The 16,471-nt window shown below is 63.2% G+C and carries 13 protein-coding genes and 1 other annotated feature; of the genes, 8 read left to right on the plus strand and 5 right to left on the minus strand.

The window, feature by feature from the left end:
- The first annotated feature begins 23 nt into the window (after positions 1 to 23).
- The 5 genes from spoIIP to JCM17207_RS05345 all read left to right on the plus strand — a co-directional run bounded on the left by spoIIP (position 24) and on the right by JCM17207_RS05345 (position 5,942).
- Positions 24 to 1,166 (plus strand): stage II sporulation protein P, encoded by a 1,143-nt coding sequence (gene spoIIP, locus JCM17207_RS05325; protein WP_238316590.1) that lies wholly within the window; start codon positions 24 to 26, stop codon positions 1,164 to 1,166.
- Between the two features lie 34 nt (positions 1,167 to 1,200).
- Positions 1,201 to 1,462 (plus strand) — a binding site (T-box leader).
- Between the two features lie 47 nt (positions 1,463 to 1,509).
- Positions 1,510 to 2,898 (plus strand): asparagine--tRNA ligase, encoded by a 1,389-nt coding sequence (gene asnS, locus JCM17207_RS05330; protein ID WP_238316591.1) that lies wholly within the window; start codon positions 1,510 to 1,512, stop codon positions 2,896 to 2,898.
- Positions 2,899 to 2,980: 82 nt separating this feature from the next.
- Positions 2,981 to 4,027, plus strand: coding sequence for an A/G-specific adenine glycosylase (locus JCM17207_RS05335; RefSeq protein WP_238316592.1), 1,047 nt, complete (start codon positions 2,981 to 2,983; stop codon positions 4,025 to 4,027).
- A gap of 269 nt (positions 4,028 to 4,296) precedes the next feature.
- A complete protein-coding gene (locus JCM17207_RS05340) occupies positions 4,297 to 4,503 on the plus strand; it encodes a phosphatase (RefSeq protein ID WP_238316593.1) in 207 nt (68 codons plus the stop codon).
- A gap of 95 nt (positions 4,504 to 4,598) precedes the next feature.
- Positions 4,599 to 5,942, plus strand: coding sequence for a murein hydrolase activator EnvC family protein (locus tag JCM17207_RS05345; RefSeq protein ID WP_238316594.1), 1,344 nt, complete (start codon positions 4,599 to 4,601; stop codon positions 5,940 to 5,942).
- Between the two features lie 99 nt (positions 5,943 to 6,041).
- Here JCM17207_RS05345 and JCM17207_RS05350 read toward each other — a convergent pair whose 3' ends face one another.
- Positions 6,042 to 7,379 (minus strand): S1C family serine protease, encoded by a 1,338-nt coding sequence (locus JCM17207_RS05350; RefSeq protein WP_238316595.1) that lies wholly within the window; start codon positions 7,377 to 7,379, stop codon positions 6,042 to 6,044.
- A gap of 354 nt (positions 7,380 to 7,733) precedes the next feature.
- On the opposite strand from JCM17207_RS05350, the gene JCM17207_RS05355 reads away from it, so the two are divergent.
- Entirely contained in the window at positions 7,734 to 9,338 is a 1,605-nt protein-coding gene (locus JCM17207_RS05355; protein WP_238316596.1) for a peptide chain release factor 3, read from the plus strand.
- A gap of 57 nt (positions 9,339 to 9,395) precedes the next feature.
- On the opposite strand, the gene JCM17207_RS05360 is transcribed toward JCM17207_RS05355, so the two are convergent.
- From JCM17207_RS05360 to JCM17207_RS05375, 4 genes are all read right to left on the minus strand, one after another.
- A complete protein-coding gene (locus JCM17207_RS05360; protein ID WP_373871927.1) occupies positions 9,396 to 11,201 on the minus strand; it encodes an ABC transporter ATP-binding protein in 1,806 nt (601 codons plus the stop codon).
- A 79-nt stretch (positions 11,202 to 11,280) separates the two neighbouring features.
- Positions 11,281 to 12,003, minus strand: a complete 723-nt coding sequence (locus tag JCM17207_RS05365) for a YggS family pyridoxal phosphate-dependent enzyme (RefSeq protein ID WP_238316597.1) — start codon at positions 12,001 to 12,003, stop codon at positions 11,281 to 11,283.
- Positions 12,004 to 12,009: 6 nt separating this feature from the next.
- Positions 12,010 to 12,570, minus strand: a complete 561-nt coding sequence (locus JCM17207_RS05370; protein WP_238316598.1) for a TIGR01440 family protein — start codon at positions 12,568 to 12,570, stop codon at positions 12,010 to 12,012.
- 41 nt (positions 12,571 to 12,611) lie between these two features.
- Complete coding sequence (locus JCM17207_RS05375; RefSeq protein ID WP_238316599.1) at positions 12,612 to 13,895, minus strand: SMP-30/gluconolactonase/LRE family protein; 1,284 nt, start codon at positions 13,893 to 13,895, stop codon at positions 12,612 to 12,614.
- Between the two features lie 241 nt (positions 13,896 to 14,136).
- Here JCM17207_RS05375 and JCM17207_RS05380 point away from each other — a divergent pair, with 241 nt between their 5' ends.
- Positions 14,137 to 14,823 carry a response regulator transcription factor gene (locus JCM17207_RS05380; protein ID WP_238316600.1) on the plus strand — a complete coding sequence of 229 codons (687 nt, stop codon included), beginning with the start codon at positions 14,137 to 14,139 and terminating at the stop codon, positions 14,821 to 14,823.
- An 11-nt stretch (positions 14,824 to 14,834) separates the two neighbouring features.
- Positions 14,835 to 16,361, plus strand: a complete 1,527-nt coding sequence (locus JCM17207_RS05385) for a sensor histidine kinase (RefSeq protein WP_238316601.1) — start codon at positions 14,835 to 14,837, stop codon at positions 16,359 to 16,361.
- Positions 16,362 to 16,471 lie beyond the last annotated feature (110 nt).

A 16,471-nucleotide genomic window follows, 5' to 3' on the forward strand; every position in this document is an offset into this window, starting at 1 on the left:
CAGAAGTGCAGGAGGTGCAGCGGATGCGGGAAAAGCCACGGAAATTTGAATCAATCTACACCGAGGGGAGCGGGACATGGCCTGCGGCTCTGGTGGCCGCCGGGCTGATGCTGGCCCTGGTGCTGGGGGCCCGGGGCACCGCCCTGGCCCTGGCGGGGGCGCTGGTGGGGCCCTTGCCCGCCGCCCAGACCGCCCTGGCTCTGGGGTACAGCCAGATGGAGCAGGCCGCCCAGAGCACCCCGGCCCCCGCCAGCGAAGCAGCGCCGGCCTCGTCGGCGGCCTCTTCTCTCGTTCAGGCGGCGGGGGGCATCCCGGACATCGCCCAGTATCTGGTCGCCCTTTTGGGGGAGGACGCCCGCCCCGCGGGGGCCGGGGCCGTCCGGGAAACAAACTACGGCCAGGGCACAGGGGACAAGTATATCCCCTGCAAGGCGGGGACCATTAAAAACAACACCAGCATTTCCGCCGCCGATGTGGCCAGCGAGATCCAGAACCCGCTGCCCTTCAACATCGAGCTGAACAGCGCCGAGCCCCAGGTTTTGGTAATGCACACCCACGCCACCGAGAGCTACCGGATGTCGGAGGGTCTCTGGTACGATCCCGCCGACACCTCCCGGAACACCGACACCGCCTACAATATGTGTGCGGTGGGGCGGGTCATCACCGACACCCTCAACGCGGCGGGAATCAACACCCTCCACGATGAGACTCTGAACGACTACCCCAGCTACACCGGCAGCTACGACAATAGCCGGGCGGTAGTGCAGCAGTATCTGGCCCAGTACCCCAGCATCAAGATCGTGCTGGACGTCCACCGGGACGCCATCGAGTCGGACGGCACCCGGATGGCCCCGGTGGTGACGGTGGACGGGCGGAAAGCCGCCCAGGTCATGCTGATCTGCGGCTGCGACAATGGCTCCACCGTAAAGTTGCCCAACTGGCGGCAGAACCTCCGGTTTGCCGCCGCCTGGGAGTCCGCCATGGAGGGGATGTACCCCGGATTCACCCGGCCGGTGCTCTTCAGCTATCGGTTCTATAACCAGGACCTGACCACCGGCAGCCTGCTGATCGAGATCGGGGGCCACGGCAACAACCTGAACGAGGCCCTTTACGCCGGGCAGCTGGCCGCCAACGCCCTTGCCGCCCTTTTGACCGGCGCGGCTTGACAAAAGCCCGTCCATGTGCTATTTTTTGAGATACCCAAAAGCAAAGATCGGGAAAAGTAGCGCGCCTCCACACGCCACAGAGAGCCGGCAGAGCTGAGAGCCGGTGCGTGCCGCGCGGGAAGAACACCCGGGAGCTGCAAGCTGAACCACGGCGGGTTTCATCACTCCGCCGCCAGTAGGCGCGCCGCAGGCCCAGCGTTAGAGGGGCAGCGCTTTTGCGAGCGCGTAAGTGACCGGCCCGGCCGGTAATTCAGGTGGCACCGCGGACATTACAAGACAGCTTGTTCGCCCTGAAATTTCAGGGAAAAAGCTGTCTTTTTACTTTTTATTGGAGGTTTTATCCATGGAACGCACCGAGATCGCAGCCCTTTACAAGGACACCCCCGCCGACGGCACCGTTGTCACCGTCTGCGGCTGGGCCAAGAACATCCGGGACAGCAAGAACATCGGCTTCATCGCCCTGTCGGACGGCGGCTGCTTCAAGACCCTGCAAGTGGTCTTTGAGGCCGCAAAACTCTCGAACTACGAGGAAGTCGCCCATACCGGCCTGTACAGCAGCCTGAAGGTCACCGGCCGTCTGATCCTGACCCCCGAGGCCAAGCAGCCCTTTGAGGTCAACGCCGACTCCATCGAGATCCTGGGCGACTGCCCCGCCGAGGAGTACCCCCTGCAGAAAAAGAAGATGAGCATGGAGTATCTGCGCACCATGCCCACCCTGCGCCCCCGCACCAACACCTTCAACGCCGTGTTCCGGGTGCGGAGCGTGGCGGCCTACGCCATCCACCGCTTCTTCCAGGAGAACGGCTTTGTCTACGCCCATTCCCCCCTGCTGACCGCCTCCGACTGTGAGGGCGCCGGCGAGATGTTCCGGGTCACCACCCTGGATCTGGACAACCTGCCCAAGACCGAGGAGGGCAAGGCCGATTACAGCCAGGACTTCTTCGGCAAGCCGGTCAACCTGACCGTTTCCGGCCAGCTGGAGGCCGAGGCCATGGCCATGGCGTTCGGCAAGGTGTACACCTTCGGCCCCACTTTCCGGGCGGAGAAGAGCTTCACCACCCGGCACGCCGCCGAGTTCTGGATGATCGAGCCCGAAATGGCTTTCTGCGATCTGGCCGGCTATATGGACGTGGCCGAGGCCATGACCAAGTATGTCATCCGCTATGTGCTGGACAACTGCCCCGATGAGATGGACTTCTTCAACAAGTTCATCGACAAGGGCCTGATCGAGCGTCTGGAGCTGGTGGCAAACAGCGACTTCGGCCGGGTCAGCTACACCGAGGCGGTGGAGATCCTCAAGAAGAACAACAAGAAGTTCCAGTACCCCGTGGAGTGGGGCGTGGACATCCAGACCGAGCACGAGCGCTACCTGACCGAGGTGGTCTACAAGAAACCGGTCTTCGTCACCGACTACCCCAAGGAGATCAAGAGCTTCTATATGAAGCAGAACCCCGACGGCAAGACTGTGGCCGCCGCAGATATGCTGGTGCCCGGCATCGGCGAGCTGATCGGCGGCAGCCAGCGCGAGGAGAGCTACGAGAAGCTGGCCGCCCGGATGGACGGGCTGGGCCTGGACAAAGCCGCCTACGACTGGTATCTCGACCTGCGCAAGTTCGGCGGCGTGGAGCACGCAGGCTTTGGCGTGGGCTTCGAGCGGCTGCTGATGTACCTCACCGGCGTGCAGAACATCCGCGACGTGCTGCCCTTCCCCCGCACGGCCTACGGTTTCTGAGCCTGAAATTTTATTGCACACCCCGCGGGCGGCCCCGGCCGCCCGCTTTTTGTTTGAATTTTCAACAAGGAGGCTCCTTTCTATGGAAAACATTGCCCCGGCCCTGCTGGATTGGTTTTATAAAAACCGCCGCATCCTGCCTTTTCGCACCGACCCCAGCCCCTACCACGTCTGGCTGAGCGAGATCATGCTCCAGCAGACCCGAGTGGCGGCGGCCCTGCCCTATTACGAGCGCTTTCTCCGGGAGCTGCCCGACATCCCGGCCCTGGCGGCCTGCGACCCCGAAAAGCTCCACAAGCTCTGGGAGGGGCTGGGCTATTACAGCCGGGTGCGGAACCTCCAGAAAGCCGCCCGGATCGTCTGTGAACAGTACGGCGGAGACCTGCCCGCCGACTACGACGCTCTGCTGGCCCTGCCCGGCATCGGGGAGTACACCGCTGGGGCCATCGCCTCCATCAGTTTCGGGCTGGCTGTGCCCGCTGTGGACGGCAACGTCCTGCGGGTCTTTGCCCGGCTGTACAACGACGACGGGTTCATCACCGACCCGGCGGTGAAGCGTCTCTTTACCGCCCGGGTGATGGACCACCAGCCCCCCGACGCCCCGGGGGACTATAACCAGGCTTTGATGGAGCTGGGGGCGCTGGTCTGCCTGCCGGGGGGCGAACCTCTCTGCGGCCAGTGCCCCCTGGCGGACCTCTGCGCCGGGCGCAAGGCAGGCCGAGCCCGGGATCTGCCCCGGAAAGCCGTCCCCAAGGCCCGGAAACAGACAGAGGTCACGGTGATTCTGGCCGAGAGCCCCGAGGGCTGGCTGTTGCAGCAGCGGCCCCCCAAAGGCCTCTTGGCGGGGCTGTGGCAGCCCCTGACCTTCGAGGATACTCTTCTGGAGGGCCCCGGGGCGGTCCGGGATGCTCTGGAAGAATTGGGTCTGGACACAGGGGACCAGCCCCGCCCCCTGCCCGGGGCAAAGCATATTTTCAGCCACATTGAATGGCATCTCCACCTGTGGCGGGTGCAGCTGCCGGCTCAGCCCGCCCCCGCCGGGTGCGTCTGGGCCAGCTGCCAGGCCCTGCGGGAGGAGTACACCCTGCCCGGGGCGTTCAAGGCCTGCAAAAAAGAGATGGGGCTGTAATTTTCTTCAAAAACTGGAAAAACATCTGAAAATCCAGGGATTTTGGTTGTAATTTTGCGGCACAACGGGTATAATAAGAATTATTCCAGGGGGCGGAGCAAGCCCGGATCCTGAGACGACGGAGGGTGATGCAAGTGTTCTTTTTGGTCAAAACTTCACTCCATATGCTGACGGCGCTTTGGATGGTGCTCAAGCTTATGCTGCAAGTCACCCGCTGGAAACGATCGCTCAAACACTGTTTCGACCGGAAAAAGGAGAGTGCAAAACCCATGAGAAAACCGTATCTGATCGCTGTTGTCGCCATGCTGGCCGCCGTTGCGGGTGCGCTGGCCGCTGTCGCCGTCTACCTGCGCCGCCGTGAGCAGGAGCTGGACGAGTACGAGCGGCTGCTGTTTGGGGAGGACGACGCCCTCGAGGCCGAGCCCGCCGAGGACGCCGCCGAGGAAACTGCGCCTGCGGAGGAGCCGGCAGAATAAACCCGGCCGATTCCATCGGACATTCGGCGCACCAGAAGGTCTTGCGAGCCCTTTTGGTGCGCTTTTTTGGTATCCAAACGAGGGAGGAAACGCCAATGAAGCGATTTTTGCTCTGGCTGATCGGGGTAGCCCTGGGGGTTGCGGTGCTCCTGGGCTCTGTGATGGGGATCAGCTATGCTTTCACCACAGAGGGGGCTATGCCTGCAACCCAAACTCAGTTCGGCGGGGTGGAGCTGACCCCCAACGGCTATTGCTGGCAGATCCCGCTGATGGCCGGGGCCCTGGACCGGGTATTCACCTCGCCCCAGACCCTGAGCGTCCAGAAACTGGGGGTGTTCTACGACGCCCATCCGGCCCTGACCCCGCCCTCCTGGGCTACATACACCGTGATCGAAATTTCCGACGGGGGCGGCACCGTTCTCTTCCGGGGGTCGCTGGAAGAATATGAGGGCTTCCTCTACCCGGCCAACGGGGAATACAAAGCGGATATCACCGTCTGGCGGCTGCCCGAGGGGATGTCGGTCACCGAGTTCCCCTGGGAGAGCAACAACAGCCTGCACCGCAACCCCGGCCTGGAGCGCCCGGCCCGGCCGGTAGGCTGCTACCAGTACACCGTCCGGTACACCCTCCAGGCCTCGGCGGAGATCACCCTCTCCTCTGAGACGGTGGAGCAGGGCGGCATCGTGGGGATGCGGATCAGCGGAATGGTGGGCTCCGGTACGCCGGTGGTCCAGACCGACCTGGGGAGCGTTCAGTGTGTGCGGGCCTCTGCGCCGGACGCCGCCGCGGTGGTGGTGGGCAGCGTCCAGGTGGGGGCCGGCTGGCGGTGCTACATCCCGGCGGCCTACAACGCCTCGGTGGGGGCCCACACCATCACGGTGGAGGTCAACGGCGAAACCTTGACCGTGGATCTGACCGTCACCGCCCAAGATTTCGGCCAGGCGGAAGCCGAGCCGGATCCCCCCGCCACCGAGGAGGCCAACGCCGAGTTCCGAAACCTGGTCTGGCCCCTCTACGAACAGCCCGCCCGGGAAAAACTCTGGGCCGGGCGGTGGCTCTGCCCGGTGGAGGACTATGTGATCCTGGTGGACTACGGTCAGGTGAAGGTGGTGGGCGGCCAGAGGGGCAGCCGCTCCAATTCCACCCTGCTCTACACCATTCCCGGCGAACCGGTGCGGGCCCCCGCCAATGGGGTGGTGGTACTGGCCCAGAACCTGGCCCTGACCGGCAACACGGTGGTCATCGACCACGGCTGCGGGATGCGCAGTTATCTCTACGGCCTGGCCGACCTCCACGTCCAGAAGGGCCAGACGGTGGCCCAGGGGGATGCCGTCGGTCTGGTGGGGGAGGAGCTGACCATGGATTTCAAGCTGGGCAGCAAGAGCGTCAACCCCTGGCGGCTGTTCCAGACCAGCGGCGGCTTGTTCTGGCTGGAATAACTCCATCAAACCAGAAAACCAAAAACCGGCCCTTCCGGAGGGGAGTTCCCCCGGGAGGGCCGGTTTTTGTATGAATGAGAAGGGAGCTTCTTGATCGCGTTAAGAGTTGGCGCCGCTCTGTTCGCCCAGGGTCACATTCAGGGTGACCATCTGACCGCCCCGGGCCACCGTGATGGAGATGGTATCTCCGGCGGCGTGGCTCTGGACGATGGTGCCCAGATCCTCCTGGGCGGCGATTTCGGTGTTGTCAATGCTGATGACGCGGTCGCCCGGCTCCAGCCCGGCCTGGTCGGCGGGGGAACCGTCGATGACCTCGACAATATAGATGCCGTAGGCCGAGACGCCCAGCTGCTGGGCGGTGGAAGCGTCGGTGACTGCTACATAGGTGATGCCCAGGTAGGGCCGGCCGGAGACATAGCCCTTCTCCAGCAGATCCTGAGCCACGGCGATGGCGTCGTTGATGGGGATCGCAAAGCCCAGGCCCTCGGCCTCACTGTCGGCGGACTTGGCGTTGACGATGCCCACCAGCTCGCCGGCCATGTTGAACAGGCCGCCGCCCGAGTTGCCGGGGCTGACGCTGGCGTTGGTCTGGATCAGGGACATATCCACCACGGCGCCGCCGCTCTGGATGGAGACGCTGCGGTTCAGGGCGCTGATGATGCCGTTGGTGACGGTGCCGCCCAGCTCACCCAGGGGGTTGCCCACGGCGATGACCTCTTCGCCTACCACGAGGTTGTCGCTGTTGCCCACAGCGGCGGGGGTCAGGCCGGTGGCATCGATCTTGATCACCGCGATGTCGCTGGTGGTGTCGGAGCCGATGACGGTGGCGGTATAGTCTGTGTCGCCGATGGTGACGGTGATGTTGGAGGCGTCCTCAATCACGTGAGCACAGGTCAGGATATAGCCGTCGTCGCTGATGATGACGCCGCTGCCTGCGCCGGACTGGACCTGGCCCTGGCCGTACCAGTACCACTGGGAGTAGACCACCTGCTCGGTGGTGATGACCACCACGCTGGGGCTGACCAGTGCCGAGACCTGAGGAAGGGTCAGATCGGTGCCGCCGGTGGAGGTGGAAGTCGCCAGCGCGCTGCTGGCCGCCTCGCTCCGGTCTGCCGACTGGAGAACGATCTTGGGGCTGCCGTAGATCTGGCTGCCGGCAAAGCCGCCTGCAAAGCCCATGGCTGCGGCCAGCACCAGGGCCAGCACACTGCGCAGCACCCGGCCCGCACGACGGCGGCGGGGCTTTTCAGGGGGTTCGGGGGCTGCCGGCCCGCCGTAGGCCGGCTCGGCCGGGGCGGCGTCGTACTGGTTGGCAGCGTTGGTTCCGCTGCTGCCGACGTTGATATAGCCGCTGTCGGTGGGCCGGGGCTGGCCGGAGGAGTTCGAATTATAAAGGGAGGAATAATCGTATTCCCATTTGTTGTTTTCGTTGTCCATTGTAATGCTTCCTTTCCGAGAGAGGGAACGCCGGAACGCTGTTCCGTTCTGACTGGCTTTATTGTACCCGGAAATTGTGAAAATCGGTTTAGCCCTGGGTGAAGAAACTGTGAAATACAGTCGTATTGATTTCCAGCCCCGGCGCGGGGCGAAAAATATGCGTCGGGCTCTTGCGCAAAGGGGCGTTTTGGCGTAAAATAAACCCGTATGTGTAATTTTGCGCCACGCGGGGGAGAACACCCATGTAAAACCATCTTCAGCTGCCGTTTTTACGGCCCTTTGTATACCGCGTTATTCCAGACACCGGCGGGACCACAGCGCCCCGCCGCACCAATTTAGGAGAGAACAAACCATATGACAAATCGTGAAGAAATCGAGCGCCGCCGGACGTTCGCCATCATCAGCCACCCGGACGCCGGCAAGACGACCCTGACCGAAAAGCTGCTGCTCTACGGCGGAGCCATCAACCAGGCCGGCTCGGTCAAGGGCAAGCAGAGCGCCAAGCACGCTGTGTCCGACTGGATGGACATCGAAAAGCAGCGTGGTATCTCGGTGACCTCTTCGGTCCTGCAATTTAATTATGCGGGCAAGTGCGTCAATATTCTGGACACCCCCGGCCACCAGGACTTCTCGGAGGACACCTACCGTACCCTGATGGCCGCCGACTCGGCGGTCATGGTCATCGACGCAGCCAAGGGCGTCGAGGCCCAGACCATTAAACTGTTCAAGGTCTGCACCCTGCGGCACATCCCCATTTTCACCTTCATCAACAAGATGGACCGGGAGGCCCGGGACCCCTTTGAGCTGATGGAGAACATCGAGGAGATTCTGGGGATCAAGACCTATCCCATGAACTGGCCCATCGGCTGCGGCAAGGCCTTTAAGGGCGTGTTCGACCGGGCCAGCCGGAAGGTTCTGGCCTTTGAGAGCGACGGCCGCGCCAACGGCGTCAAAAAGGTCGATGAGATCGAGGCCGAGCTGGGCGATCCCGCGCTGGACGAGCTGCTGACCCCCTACCTGCACCAGCAGCTGACCGACGAGATCGAGCTTTTGGACGGCGCTGCCGAGGAGTTCGACCTGGATAAAGTACTCCGGGGCGAGCTGAGCCCGGTGTTCTTTGGTTCGGCCCTGACCAACTTCGGCGTGGAGCCCTTCCTGAAAGACTTCCTGCGGCTGACCCCCACCCCGCTGGCCCGTGTGGACAGCCTGACCGGCGAAGCCGTGGACCCCTGCCGGGATGAGTTCTCGGCCTTCATCTTCAAGATCCAGGCCAACATGAACAAGGCCCACCGGGACCGCATCGCCTTTATGCGGATCTGCTCGGGCAAGTTCGAGCGGGGCATGGAGGCCTACCACGTCCAGGAGGGCAAAAACATCAAACTGGCCACCGGCACCCAGCTGATGGCCCAGGACCGGGCCATCGTGGACGAGGCCTACGCGGGCGACATCATCGGCCTGTTTGACCCGGGCATCTTCTCCATCGGCGACACCCTCTGCACCGGCAAAAAGAAGGTGCAGTTCGCGGGCATCCCCACCTTCTCCCCCGAGCACTTCGCCCGGATCGAGCAGAAGGACACCATGAAGCGCAAACAGTTCGTGAAGGGCATGGAGCAGATCGCCCAGGAGGGCGCCATCCAGATCTTCCGCGAAGTGGGCGGCGGCATGGAAGAAGTCGTCGTCGGCGTTGTGGGCGTGCTGCAGCTGGAAGTGCTGGAGTACCGGCTGAACACTGAGTACAACGTGGAGATCCGGATGCAGCAGCTGCCCTTCGAGCAGCTGCGCTGGATCCAGAACGACCCGGACACCTACGAGCTGCGTCAGCTGGACCTGACCAGCGACACCAAACCCGTAGAGGATATGAAGGGCAACCGCCTGCTGCTCTTCACCTCCGACTGGGCGGTCCGCTGGGCCGAGAACCACAACGAAGACCTGAAACTCAGCGAGTTCGGCAACATTTGATATTACAAAAAAGGGGCGGCCCACAGGGGCCGCTCCTTTTTTCGTATCCGAATGTTTTTACAAAGTATCCTCCCCGGGCAGCTGGTTCCACAGGCGGTAGTAGACGCCCTTTTTCTCCAGCAGCTCGGCGTGGCTGCCCTGTTCCAGAATCCCCTCGGCCCCCAGGACCAGAATCCGGTCGTAGTCCTTGATGGTGGTCAGTCGGTGGGCGATGGTCAGGGTGGTGCGGCCGTGGGCCAGCTGTTCCAGGCTCTGGCCCACCAGGATCTCGCTCTCGTTGTCCAGGGCGCTGGTGGCCTCGTCCAGAATCAGGATGGGCGGGTTCTTCAAAAAGACCCGGGCAATGGACAGACGCTGTTTCTGACCGCCCGAGAGCTTGACGCCCCGCTCGCCCACATAGGTGTCATAGCCGTCCTTGAGGGCCAGAATAAACCGCTCGGCCCCCGCTAGACGGGCCGCCTGGGCGATCTCCTCCCGGGTGGCCCCCGGTTTGCCGTAGGCGATGTTCTCGGCCACCGTGCCGCTGAAGAGATACACATCCTGCTGCACGATGCCGATGGATGCCCGCAGGCTCTCCAGGGTGACCTTCTGGATGTCCTGGCCGTCAATGGTGATCCGGCCGCTGGTCACGTCGTAGAACCGGGGGATCAGGTTGCAGAGGGTGGTTTTGCCGCCGCCCGAGGGGCCCACCAGGGCCAGCCGCTCGCCGGCCCGGATGTCCAGGCTGACGTTCCGCAGCACCCGGTTGTGGTCGTCGGGGTACTCGAAGCTGACATTCTCAAACCGGATGGCCCCGGGGCCGGGCTTCATGGGCACAGCGTCCGGCGCGTCCTGGATATCCACGGGGGTGTCCATAATCTCAAAGAACCGCTCGATGCCGGTCATGCCCCGCTGGAACTGCTCGGCGAACTCCACGATCCGGCGGATGGTGGCGATCAGGGTGGAAACATACAGCGAGTAGGCCACCAGGTCGCCGGGCTCGATCCAGCGTTCCACCACGAAGATGCCGCCGCCCAGAATCATCACCAGATACATCAGGCCGTCAAAGAGGCGGGTGGAAGTCTGGAAGGCAGCCATGATCTTGTAGCTGTTCTTTTTCAAACGCTGGAAGGTACCGTTGCCCTGCTCAAACTTTTCCCGCTCGGTGGCCTCGGCGCCAAAGGCCTTGACCACCCGCTCGCCCAGCAGGCTCTCCTCGATCTGGGCATTCAGTTCGCCCACCTGAATCCGCTGGGCCCGCTGGGTGGCGCGGAGCTTGCCGTTCAGGTAGATGGAGACCACCGCCATCAGGGGCACACAGAGGAAGAGCAGCACCGTCAGGCCCACGCTGTACCGGCAGAGGATGCAGAAACTGACCAGAATTTTAATCCCCGCAATAAAGAATTCCTCGGGGCAGTGGTGGGCGAACTCGGTGACGTCGAACAGGTCGTTGGTGATCCGGCCCATGATTTGGCCGATCTTGTTGTTGGAGTAGTAGGCGACGCTCAGCCGCTGCAAATGGGAGAAGGCGTCCCGGCGCATATCGGTCTCGATATAGACGCCCATGACGTGGCCCATATCGGCCATATAATAGGCGGCGGCGCCGTCGATGAGTCGGAGCACCAGGTACAGAAAGCCCAGCCGGAGAATGACTTCCACGGTCAGGGAAGAAAGGTCGTTGACGGCGGTGTTGGTGACAAACCGCAGAATCAGGGGCAGAACCAGATCACAGATACAGGTCAGGGCCGCACAGAACAGGTCAAAGACCAGGGTTTTCCAGTATTTGCGCTCATAGGGCCAGAACCGGCGCAGCAGCTCCCGTGTGCTGGTGTGCCGGATGTTGGGGTCCTTATACTTGGGTTTTTCGGTTATTTTTGTGTCCAGCAAGATTCGATTCCTCGCTTTTTAAAATAGATTGCCGCTTTTTCGAGAAAAAGCGGCGGAAAAAGCTTTTCACACCCATTTAGGCTTTCGGACCGTAGTCCCTCTCGCCATAGATGGCGGTGCCGATCCGAACCAGGGTCGCGCCCTCCCGGATGGCGTTCTCATAGTCTCCGCTCATCCCCATGGAGAGGGTCTCCATGGAAACATTGGAATAGCCCCGTTCCCCCGCCCGGACAAAGAGCTGATACACCCGGGCCAGATAGGCGCGGTTTTCATCGTCGTTGTCGTTCACCGGCGGGATGGCCATTAGTCCCTTAACTCGGATGTGTTCCTGGGCGGCGGCGGCATCCAAAAGGGGCCACAATTCCTCGGGGGAGACACCGCTCTTGCTGGCCTCGGCCCCGATGTTCACCTCCAAGAGGATATCCTGCACAAGGTTTGCCTTTCCGGCCTCCTTATCGATGGCCTCCAACAGGCGGAGGCTGTCCACGCTCTGGATCAGGCTGGCCCGGCCCAGCACCTTTTTAATCTTATTGGTCTGCAAGTGGCCGATAAAATGGCTGGGTTTGCCGCAATAGGCCCCCGCGTCAAAGTTGGCGCAGAGCTCCTGGACGTGGTTCTCCCCGAACAGGTCGATGTCCAGTCCCGCGCTCAGGGCGATGGTCTCGGCGGTGCGGGTCTTGCAGGCGGCGCAGAGCTGCACCGCGGCGGGGTCCCGCCCCGCGGCCCGGGCGGCAGCGGCCATCCGCTCCCGGATCTCGGCCACCGCCTGCTGCATTTGTTCCAGATTCTTTTCTGCCATGGCAGCTCAATCCTCCTCGGTATATTTTGCCCGCTCGCCGCCGATCAGCTTGGGGCGGGTGCGGGCGGCCAGCAAAATCGCCTCGCCGATCCGGCTTACTTTCAGCCGCACCGGCACCGCCACCCGTTTCAGGTGCATCCCGATCAGGGTGCCGCCGATGTCCAGCCCCGCGTGGGCCCGAATCTCCTCCACGGCCACCGGGTCTTTAAAATTCTTCCAGCAGGTGGTGGCCCAGCTGCCCCCGGCGTGGGGCCGGGGTACGACGCAGACTTCCTCCCAGCCATAGGCCCGCATGGCCTCCCGCTCCACGATCAGGGCCCGGTTCAGGTGCTCGCAGCACTGGGCCGCCAGCCAGATCCCATGCTCCGCCAGCACCGGGGCCAGCCCGGCATAGACCGCCTGGGCCGCCTCCAGGCTGCTGTCGTGGCCAATGTGGCCTCCCACAATCTCACTGGAAGAGCAGCCCACCACAAACACATCCCCCGGGTGCAGCCCCGCTTCGGCCAAAAGTTCCTCCGCAGCCTGGCGCGCCTGGGCGGTAATCTCCTGTTTATATTCTTCGGTCATTCCAAAACACCTCTTTTTCAGATTCTCGTTTTCTCTGGGGCTCAATAGAGCAGCCATCCCAGCACCGGGGCGTCGTCGGAGCCGCCCAGATACAGCCGGCTGCCCACCGGGCAGAGAGCCGCCGCGCCGCCCCCGTTTTCAGAGGGGACCTCGGCCAGCAGCTGCCCTGCGGAACTATACTCCTGGGCGGCGGGGCTGCCGGCCTCCACCCCGAAGAGGGCGGTCTGCATCCGGTAGGGCAGCCGCAGGGCCACCCCGCGCTGGAAGGTCTCGGCGGCCTGGCCTTCCAGCCAGGGACTGCGATTAAAGCGGTAGCCCACCCAGAGGCTGCCCTCGTCGTCCACCCCCAGGGCCCCGGGGTAACCCGGCAGAGCCCCCGCAAAGAGAGCGCAGTCCCGGCCCCCGGCGGTCAGCTCCCGGGCGTCGGCGTCCACCTTCCAGATGCAGCGCTGGCCGAAGTCGGACACATAGAGGGCGTTTTCCTCCGGCACAAAGGCCAGCCCCGCAGCGCCTGCCACCCCTTCCAGCACCAGCTGCACCGTCCGGGCCGCCGGGTCATAGACATACACCTGGCCGGTGGCGGTGTGGGCCAAAAGCTCGGTGCGGAGCGCATTTTCCAGCCCATCCCCGGCCACCGAGGCGGACAAATTGGCAAAATAGACCCGGCCATCGGCCCCAACGGCCACCGCCGCCGGGCAGGGCAGGGGCTCGCCGTCGATCTGGGTCACGATCTTTTCGGTGGAGGCTCCCCAGCCGTCGTAGCTGCCCCGGCAGATCATCCCGCCCTTGCCGGTCAGGACCGAAAACCAGATCTCACCCGCCGGGTCAAAGTCGAAGCCGGTGATCTCTCCCTCCGATTCCAATACCTTGGTCAGGCTGCTGCCGTCCTCCCGCATCCGCAGGATGGCGCTGCCCCCCGCCTCCGATTGAACGGACAAATACACCCAGCCCTCCCGTACCCGGACACAGCTGGGGTCGGTGTAGCCTTCCAGAGAAAGCTCGGTCAGCCCCGAGAGGTTCCGCACTGCGGTTTCGGTGGCCACTGCCGGGGCGGTGTAGCTCTGGGGCCGGGGGTCGATGGGCCGCAGCAGGAGGGCGTACACAAGGCTCAGGGCCATCAGGACCGCCAGCACCAGCCCCACAATCTGGAACCGGTGGAGCACCGCGTCCCGCTCGGCCCGCATCTGAGCCTGGGCCTGGGCCCGCCGGCGGGCAATCTCACGATTTGTCTGCTTGGCGCGGCGCAGCCACCCGCGGACCCACCCGTACACCGCCGGACCAAACACCAGCGTGCCGATGGCCAGCACAAGCAATAATTCAACCAATCCCAAACGCATAGGGCAGAATACTCCTCTGTCTTTTTGATATGGTTTGTCCGGACCAAAACGCCCGGTTCTGCCCCAGTATACCGCAATCGGCCCCCCGGGCGCAAGTCCGGGCCCCCAGCCCCCGGCGGGTCTGAAAAAGCGGATTTTCCAAAGGATTCACCCAAAGTTCACAATTCTTTACAGATTTGGTATTATGATAAATACGATAGACCCCTGACTGAAACGGAGGACCCGCTCTATGGCAAAAATTCTGATTGTTGACGACGAGCCCCGGATCCGCGAGCTGATCCGGGAGCACCTGCAATACGCCGGCTTCACCTGCGAGGAGGCCGCCGACGGCTCTGCTGCCCTGACCCAGCTGTCGGACGGCAGCTTCGATCTGGTGATTCTGGACATCATGATGCCCTTTATGGACGGCATGACCTGCCTGCGTGAGATGCGCACCCGGCACATCAACACCCCGGTGATCATCCTGACCGCCCGGGGCGAGGAATACGACAAACTGGCCGGCCTGGAGGGCGGCGCGGATGACTATGTGGTCAAGCCCTTCTCCCCCCGGGAGCTGGTGGCCCGGGTGCGGGCGGTGCTCAACCGCACCATGCCCCACCCCGAGGCGGCGGCCAGCGCCATGACCTTCGGCGAATTATCCATCGACACCGCCAGCCACACCGTCCGGGTCAGCGGCGAGGAGGTCAGCCTGACCCCCAAGGAGTTCGATCTGCTGGTCTTTTTGGCCTCCAACAAGGGCATCGCCCTCAGCCGCGAAAAAATCCTGCAAAAGGTGTGGAACTACGACTACTTCGGCGAGGACCGCACCGTAGACACCCACGTCAAGATGCTGCGGGGCCATCTGGGGGCCTGCCGCAGCTACATCTCCACCGTCTGGGGCATCGGTTATAAGTTCGACCCCGACGCCCAGCGCTGAGATCCCCGCCTATGGCACGTTTTTCCGCCCGGCCGGGCATTCGGGCCCAGCTGATGCTCTTTCTGTGCTCCATCTGCCTGCTGCTATTGGGGCTGTTCTGGTTTTTGTCCACCCAGATGCTGGAACCGCTGTACAACCGGCGGATCGAGGAACAGCTCTCGGCCCAGGCCGACGAGATCGTCCGACTGATGGATACCGCCACCGAAAACGGCGAGATCCTCTCCAGCTGGGATTTTGGGGAGCTGATGGTCAGCGACACCTTCCGTGAGGCGCTCTATCAGGCCCTGAGCAAAAACAGCGAGCTGACCAACTTCTGCGTGGACATCTCGGACACCACCCTGCGGAATGTCCTCTATATTGAAAATCTTTATCCCTGCCTGCTCCACAACAGCACCCTCATCGACTCCGATTCTTCTTCCCCCAACGCCCCCACGGTGCTCCAGATGCGCCGCACCTGCCGAGAGAACGGCCAGCTGCTGCAATCTTTGCGGGCGCCGGGCGGCTCCTCCCAGATGGTGGTGGGGCGTCTGACGGCGGACGGCTCCTATACGGTGCTGGTCACCACCAGTCTGGTCCACGTGGGAGAGGCCGGCCAGGTGCTGGGGCGGATGCTGCCCACCATCGCGGCGCTGATCTTCGCCTTCGCCATGGCTGCGGCCTGGCTGTTCAGCCAGTGGTTCACAAAACCCCTCCGCCAGCTCTCGGCGGCCGCCCGCCAGGTGGCCCGGGGCGACTTTGAGATCCAGGTGGACAGTCACCGCCGGGACGAGCTGGGCTCCCTGGCCCGGGAGTTCGACCACATGGCCCGGGAGGTCCAGCGGGCGGCCCAGATGCAGCGGGATCTTTTGGCCAATGTCTCCCACGACCTGCGCACCCCTCTGACCCTCATCAAGGGCTACGCCGAGACGGTGCGGGACCTGACCGGCGACGATAAGGCCCACCGGGACGAGCAGATGAACATCATCATTGATGAAGCCGACCGACTCACTGCCCTGGTCTCCAGGGTCATGGAACTGAGCAAAGTCACCAGCGGCGCCGAAAAGTGCGAGCCGGTGCGGTTCGACTTCTGCCAGCTCTGCGACGAGGTCAGCGAGCGATACGACGCCATCTGCGCCCAGAACGGCTGGCAGCTTCAGCTGGAGCTGCCCGATCAGCCCGTCGAGGTCTGGGCCGACCCCTCCATGATGGAGCGAGCCCTCCACAACCTGCTGGGCAACGCCATGCACCACATTGGACCGGACGGGGTGTTTATCCTCCGGGCCATCCCCTGTGAGGAGGGCTGCCGGGTGGAGGTGGAGGACCACGGCCCCGGCATTCCCGCCGAGGATCTGCCCTATATCTTCGACCGGTATTACCGCTCCCGGGCCGACGCCGGCAAGACCGGTACCGGGCTGGGGCTCTCCATCACCCGGGCTATCTTCCAGCAGCACGGCTGCCGGTTCGGCGTGGAGAGCACCGTAGGCAGCGGAACCACCTTCTGGTTTATCCTGAAACACCCGCCCAAAGAAGGCGCCAAGGCAAAGCCGCCCCGCAGCTAAACCCTAAACAACAACAAAACCGCCCCCCTTGATGCATTGAACTGCACCCCATTTGTTAGACAGTATGGTATACTGGATAACAAGTGGGGTGTTTTATTATGCCAAAAGGA

The sequence above is a fragment of the Faecalibacterium gallinarum genome, assembly GCF_022180365.1.
GTDB classification, from domain to species: domain Bacteria; phylum Bacillota; class Clostridia; order Oscillospirales; family Ruminococcaceae; genus Faecalibacterium; species Faecalibacterium gallinarum.

Excerpts from the sequence above, each read along its gene's own strand:
- spoIIP (WP_238316590.1), top strand. The coding sequence starts at position 24 with ATGCGGGAAAAGCCACGGAAATTTGAATCAATCTACACCGAGGGGAGC.
- asnS (WP_238316591.1), top strand. The coding sequence starts at position 1,510 with ATGGAACGCACCGAGATCGCAGCCCTTTACAAGGACACCCCCGCCGAC.
- JCM17207_RS05335 (WP_238316592.1), top strand. The coding sequence starts at position 2,981 with ATGGAAAACATTGCCCCGGCCCTGCTGGATTGGTTTTATAAAAACCGC.
- JCM17207_RS05340 (WP_238316593.1), top strand. The coding sequence starts at position 4,297 with ATGAGAAAACCGTATCTGATCGCTGTTGTCGCCATGCTGGCCGCCGTT.
- JCM17207_RS05345 (WP_238316594.1), top strand. The coding sequence starts at position 4,599 with ATGAAGCGATTTTTGCTCTGGCTGATCGGGGTAGCCCTGGGGGTTGCG.
- JCM17207_RS05350 (WP_238316595.1), bottom strand. The coding sequence starts at position 7,379 with ATGGACAACGAAAACAACAAATGGGAATACGATTATTCCTCCCTTTAT.
- JCM17207_RS05355 (WP_238316596.1), top strand. The coding sequence starts at position 7,734 with ATGACAAATCGTGAAGAAATCGAGCGCCGCCGGACGTTCGCCATCATC.
- JCM17207_RS05365 (WP_238316597.1), bottom strand. The coding sequence starts at position 12,003 with ATGGCAGAAAAGAATCTGGAACAAATGCAGCAGGCGGTGGCCGAGATC.
- JCM17207_RS05370 (WP_238316598.1), bottom strand. The coding sequence starts at position 12,570 with ATGACCGAAGAATATAAACAGGAGATTACCGCCCAGGCGCGCCAGGCT.
- JCM17207_RS05380 (WP_238316600.1), top strand. The coding sequence starts at position 14,137 with ATGGCAAAAATTCTGATTGTTGACGACGAGCCCCGGATCCGCGAGCTG.
- JCM17207_RS05385 (WP_238316601.1), top strand. The coding sequence starts at position 14,835 with ATGGCACGTTTTTCCGCCCGGCCGGGCATTCGGGCCCAGCTGATGCTC.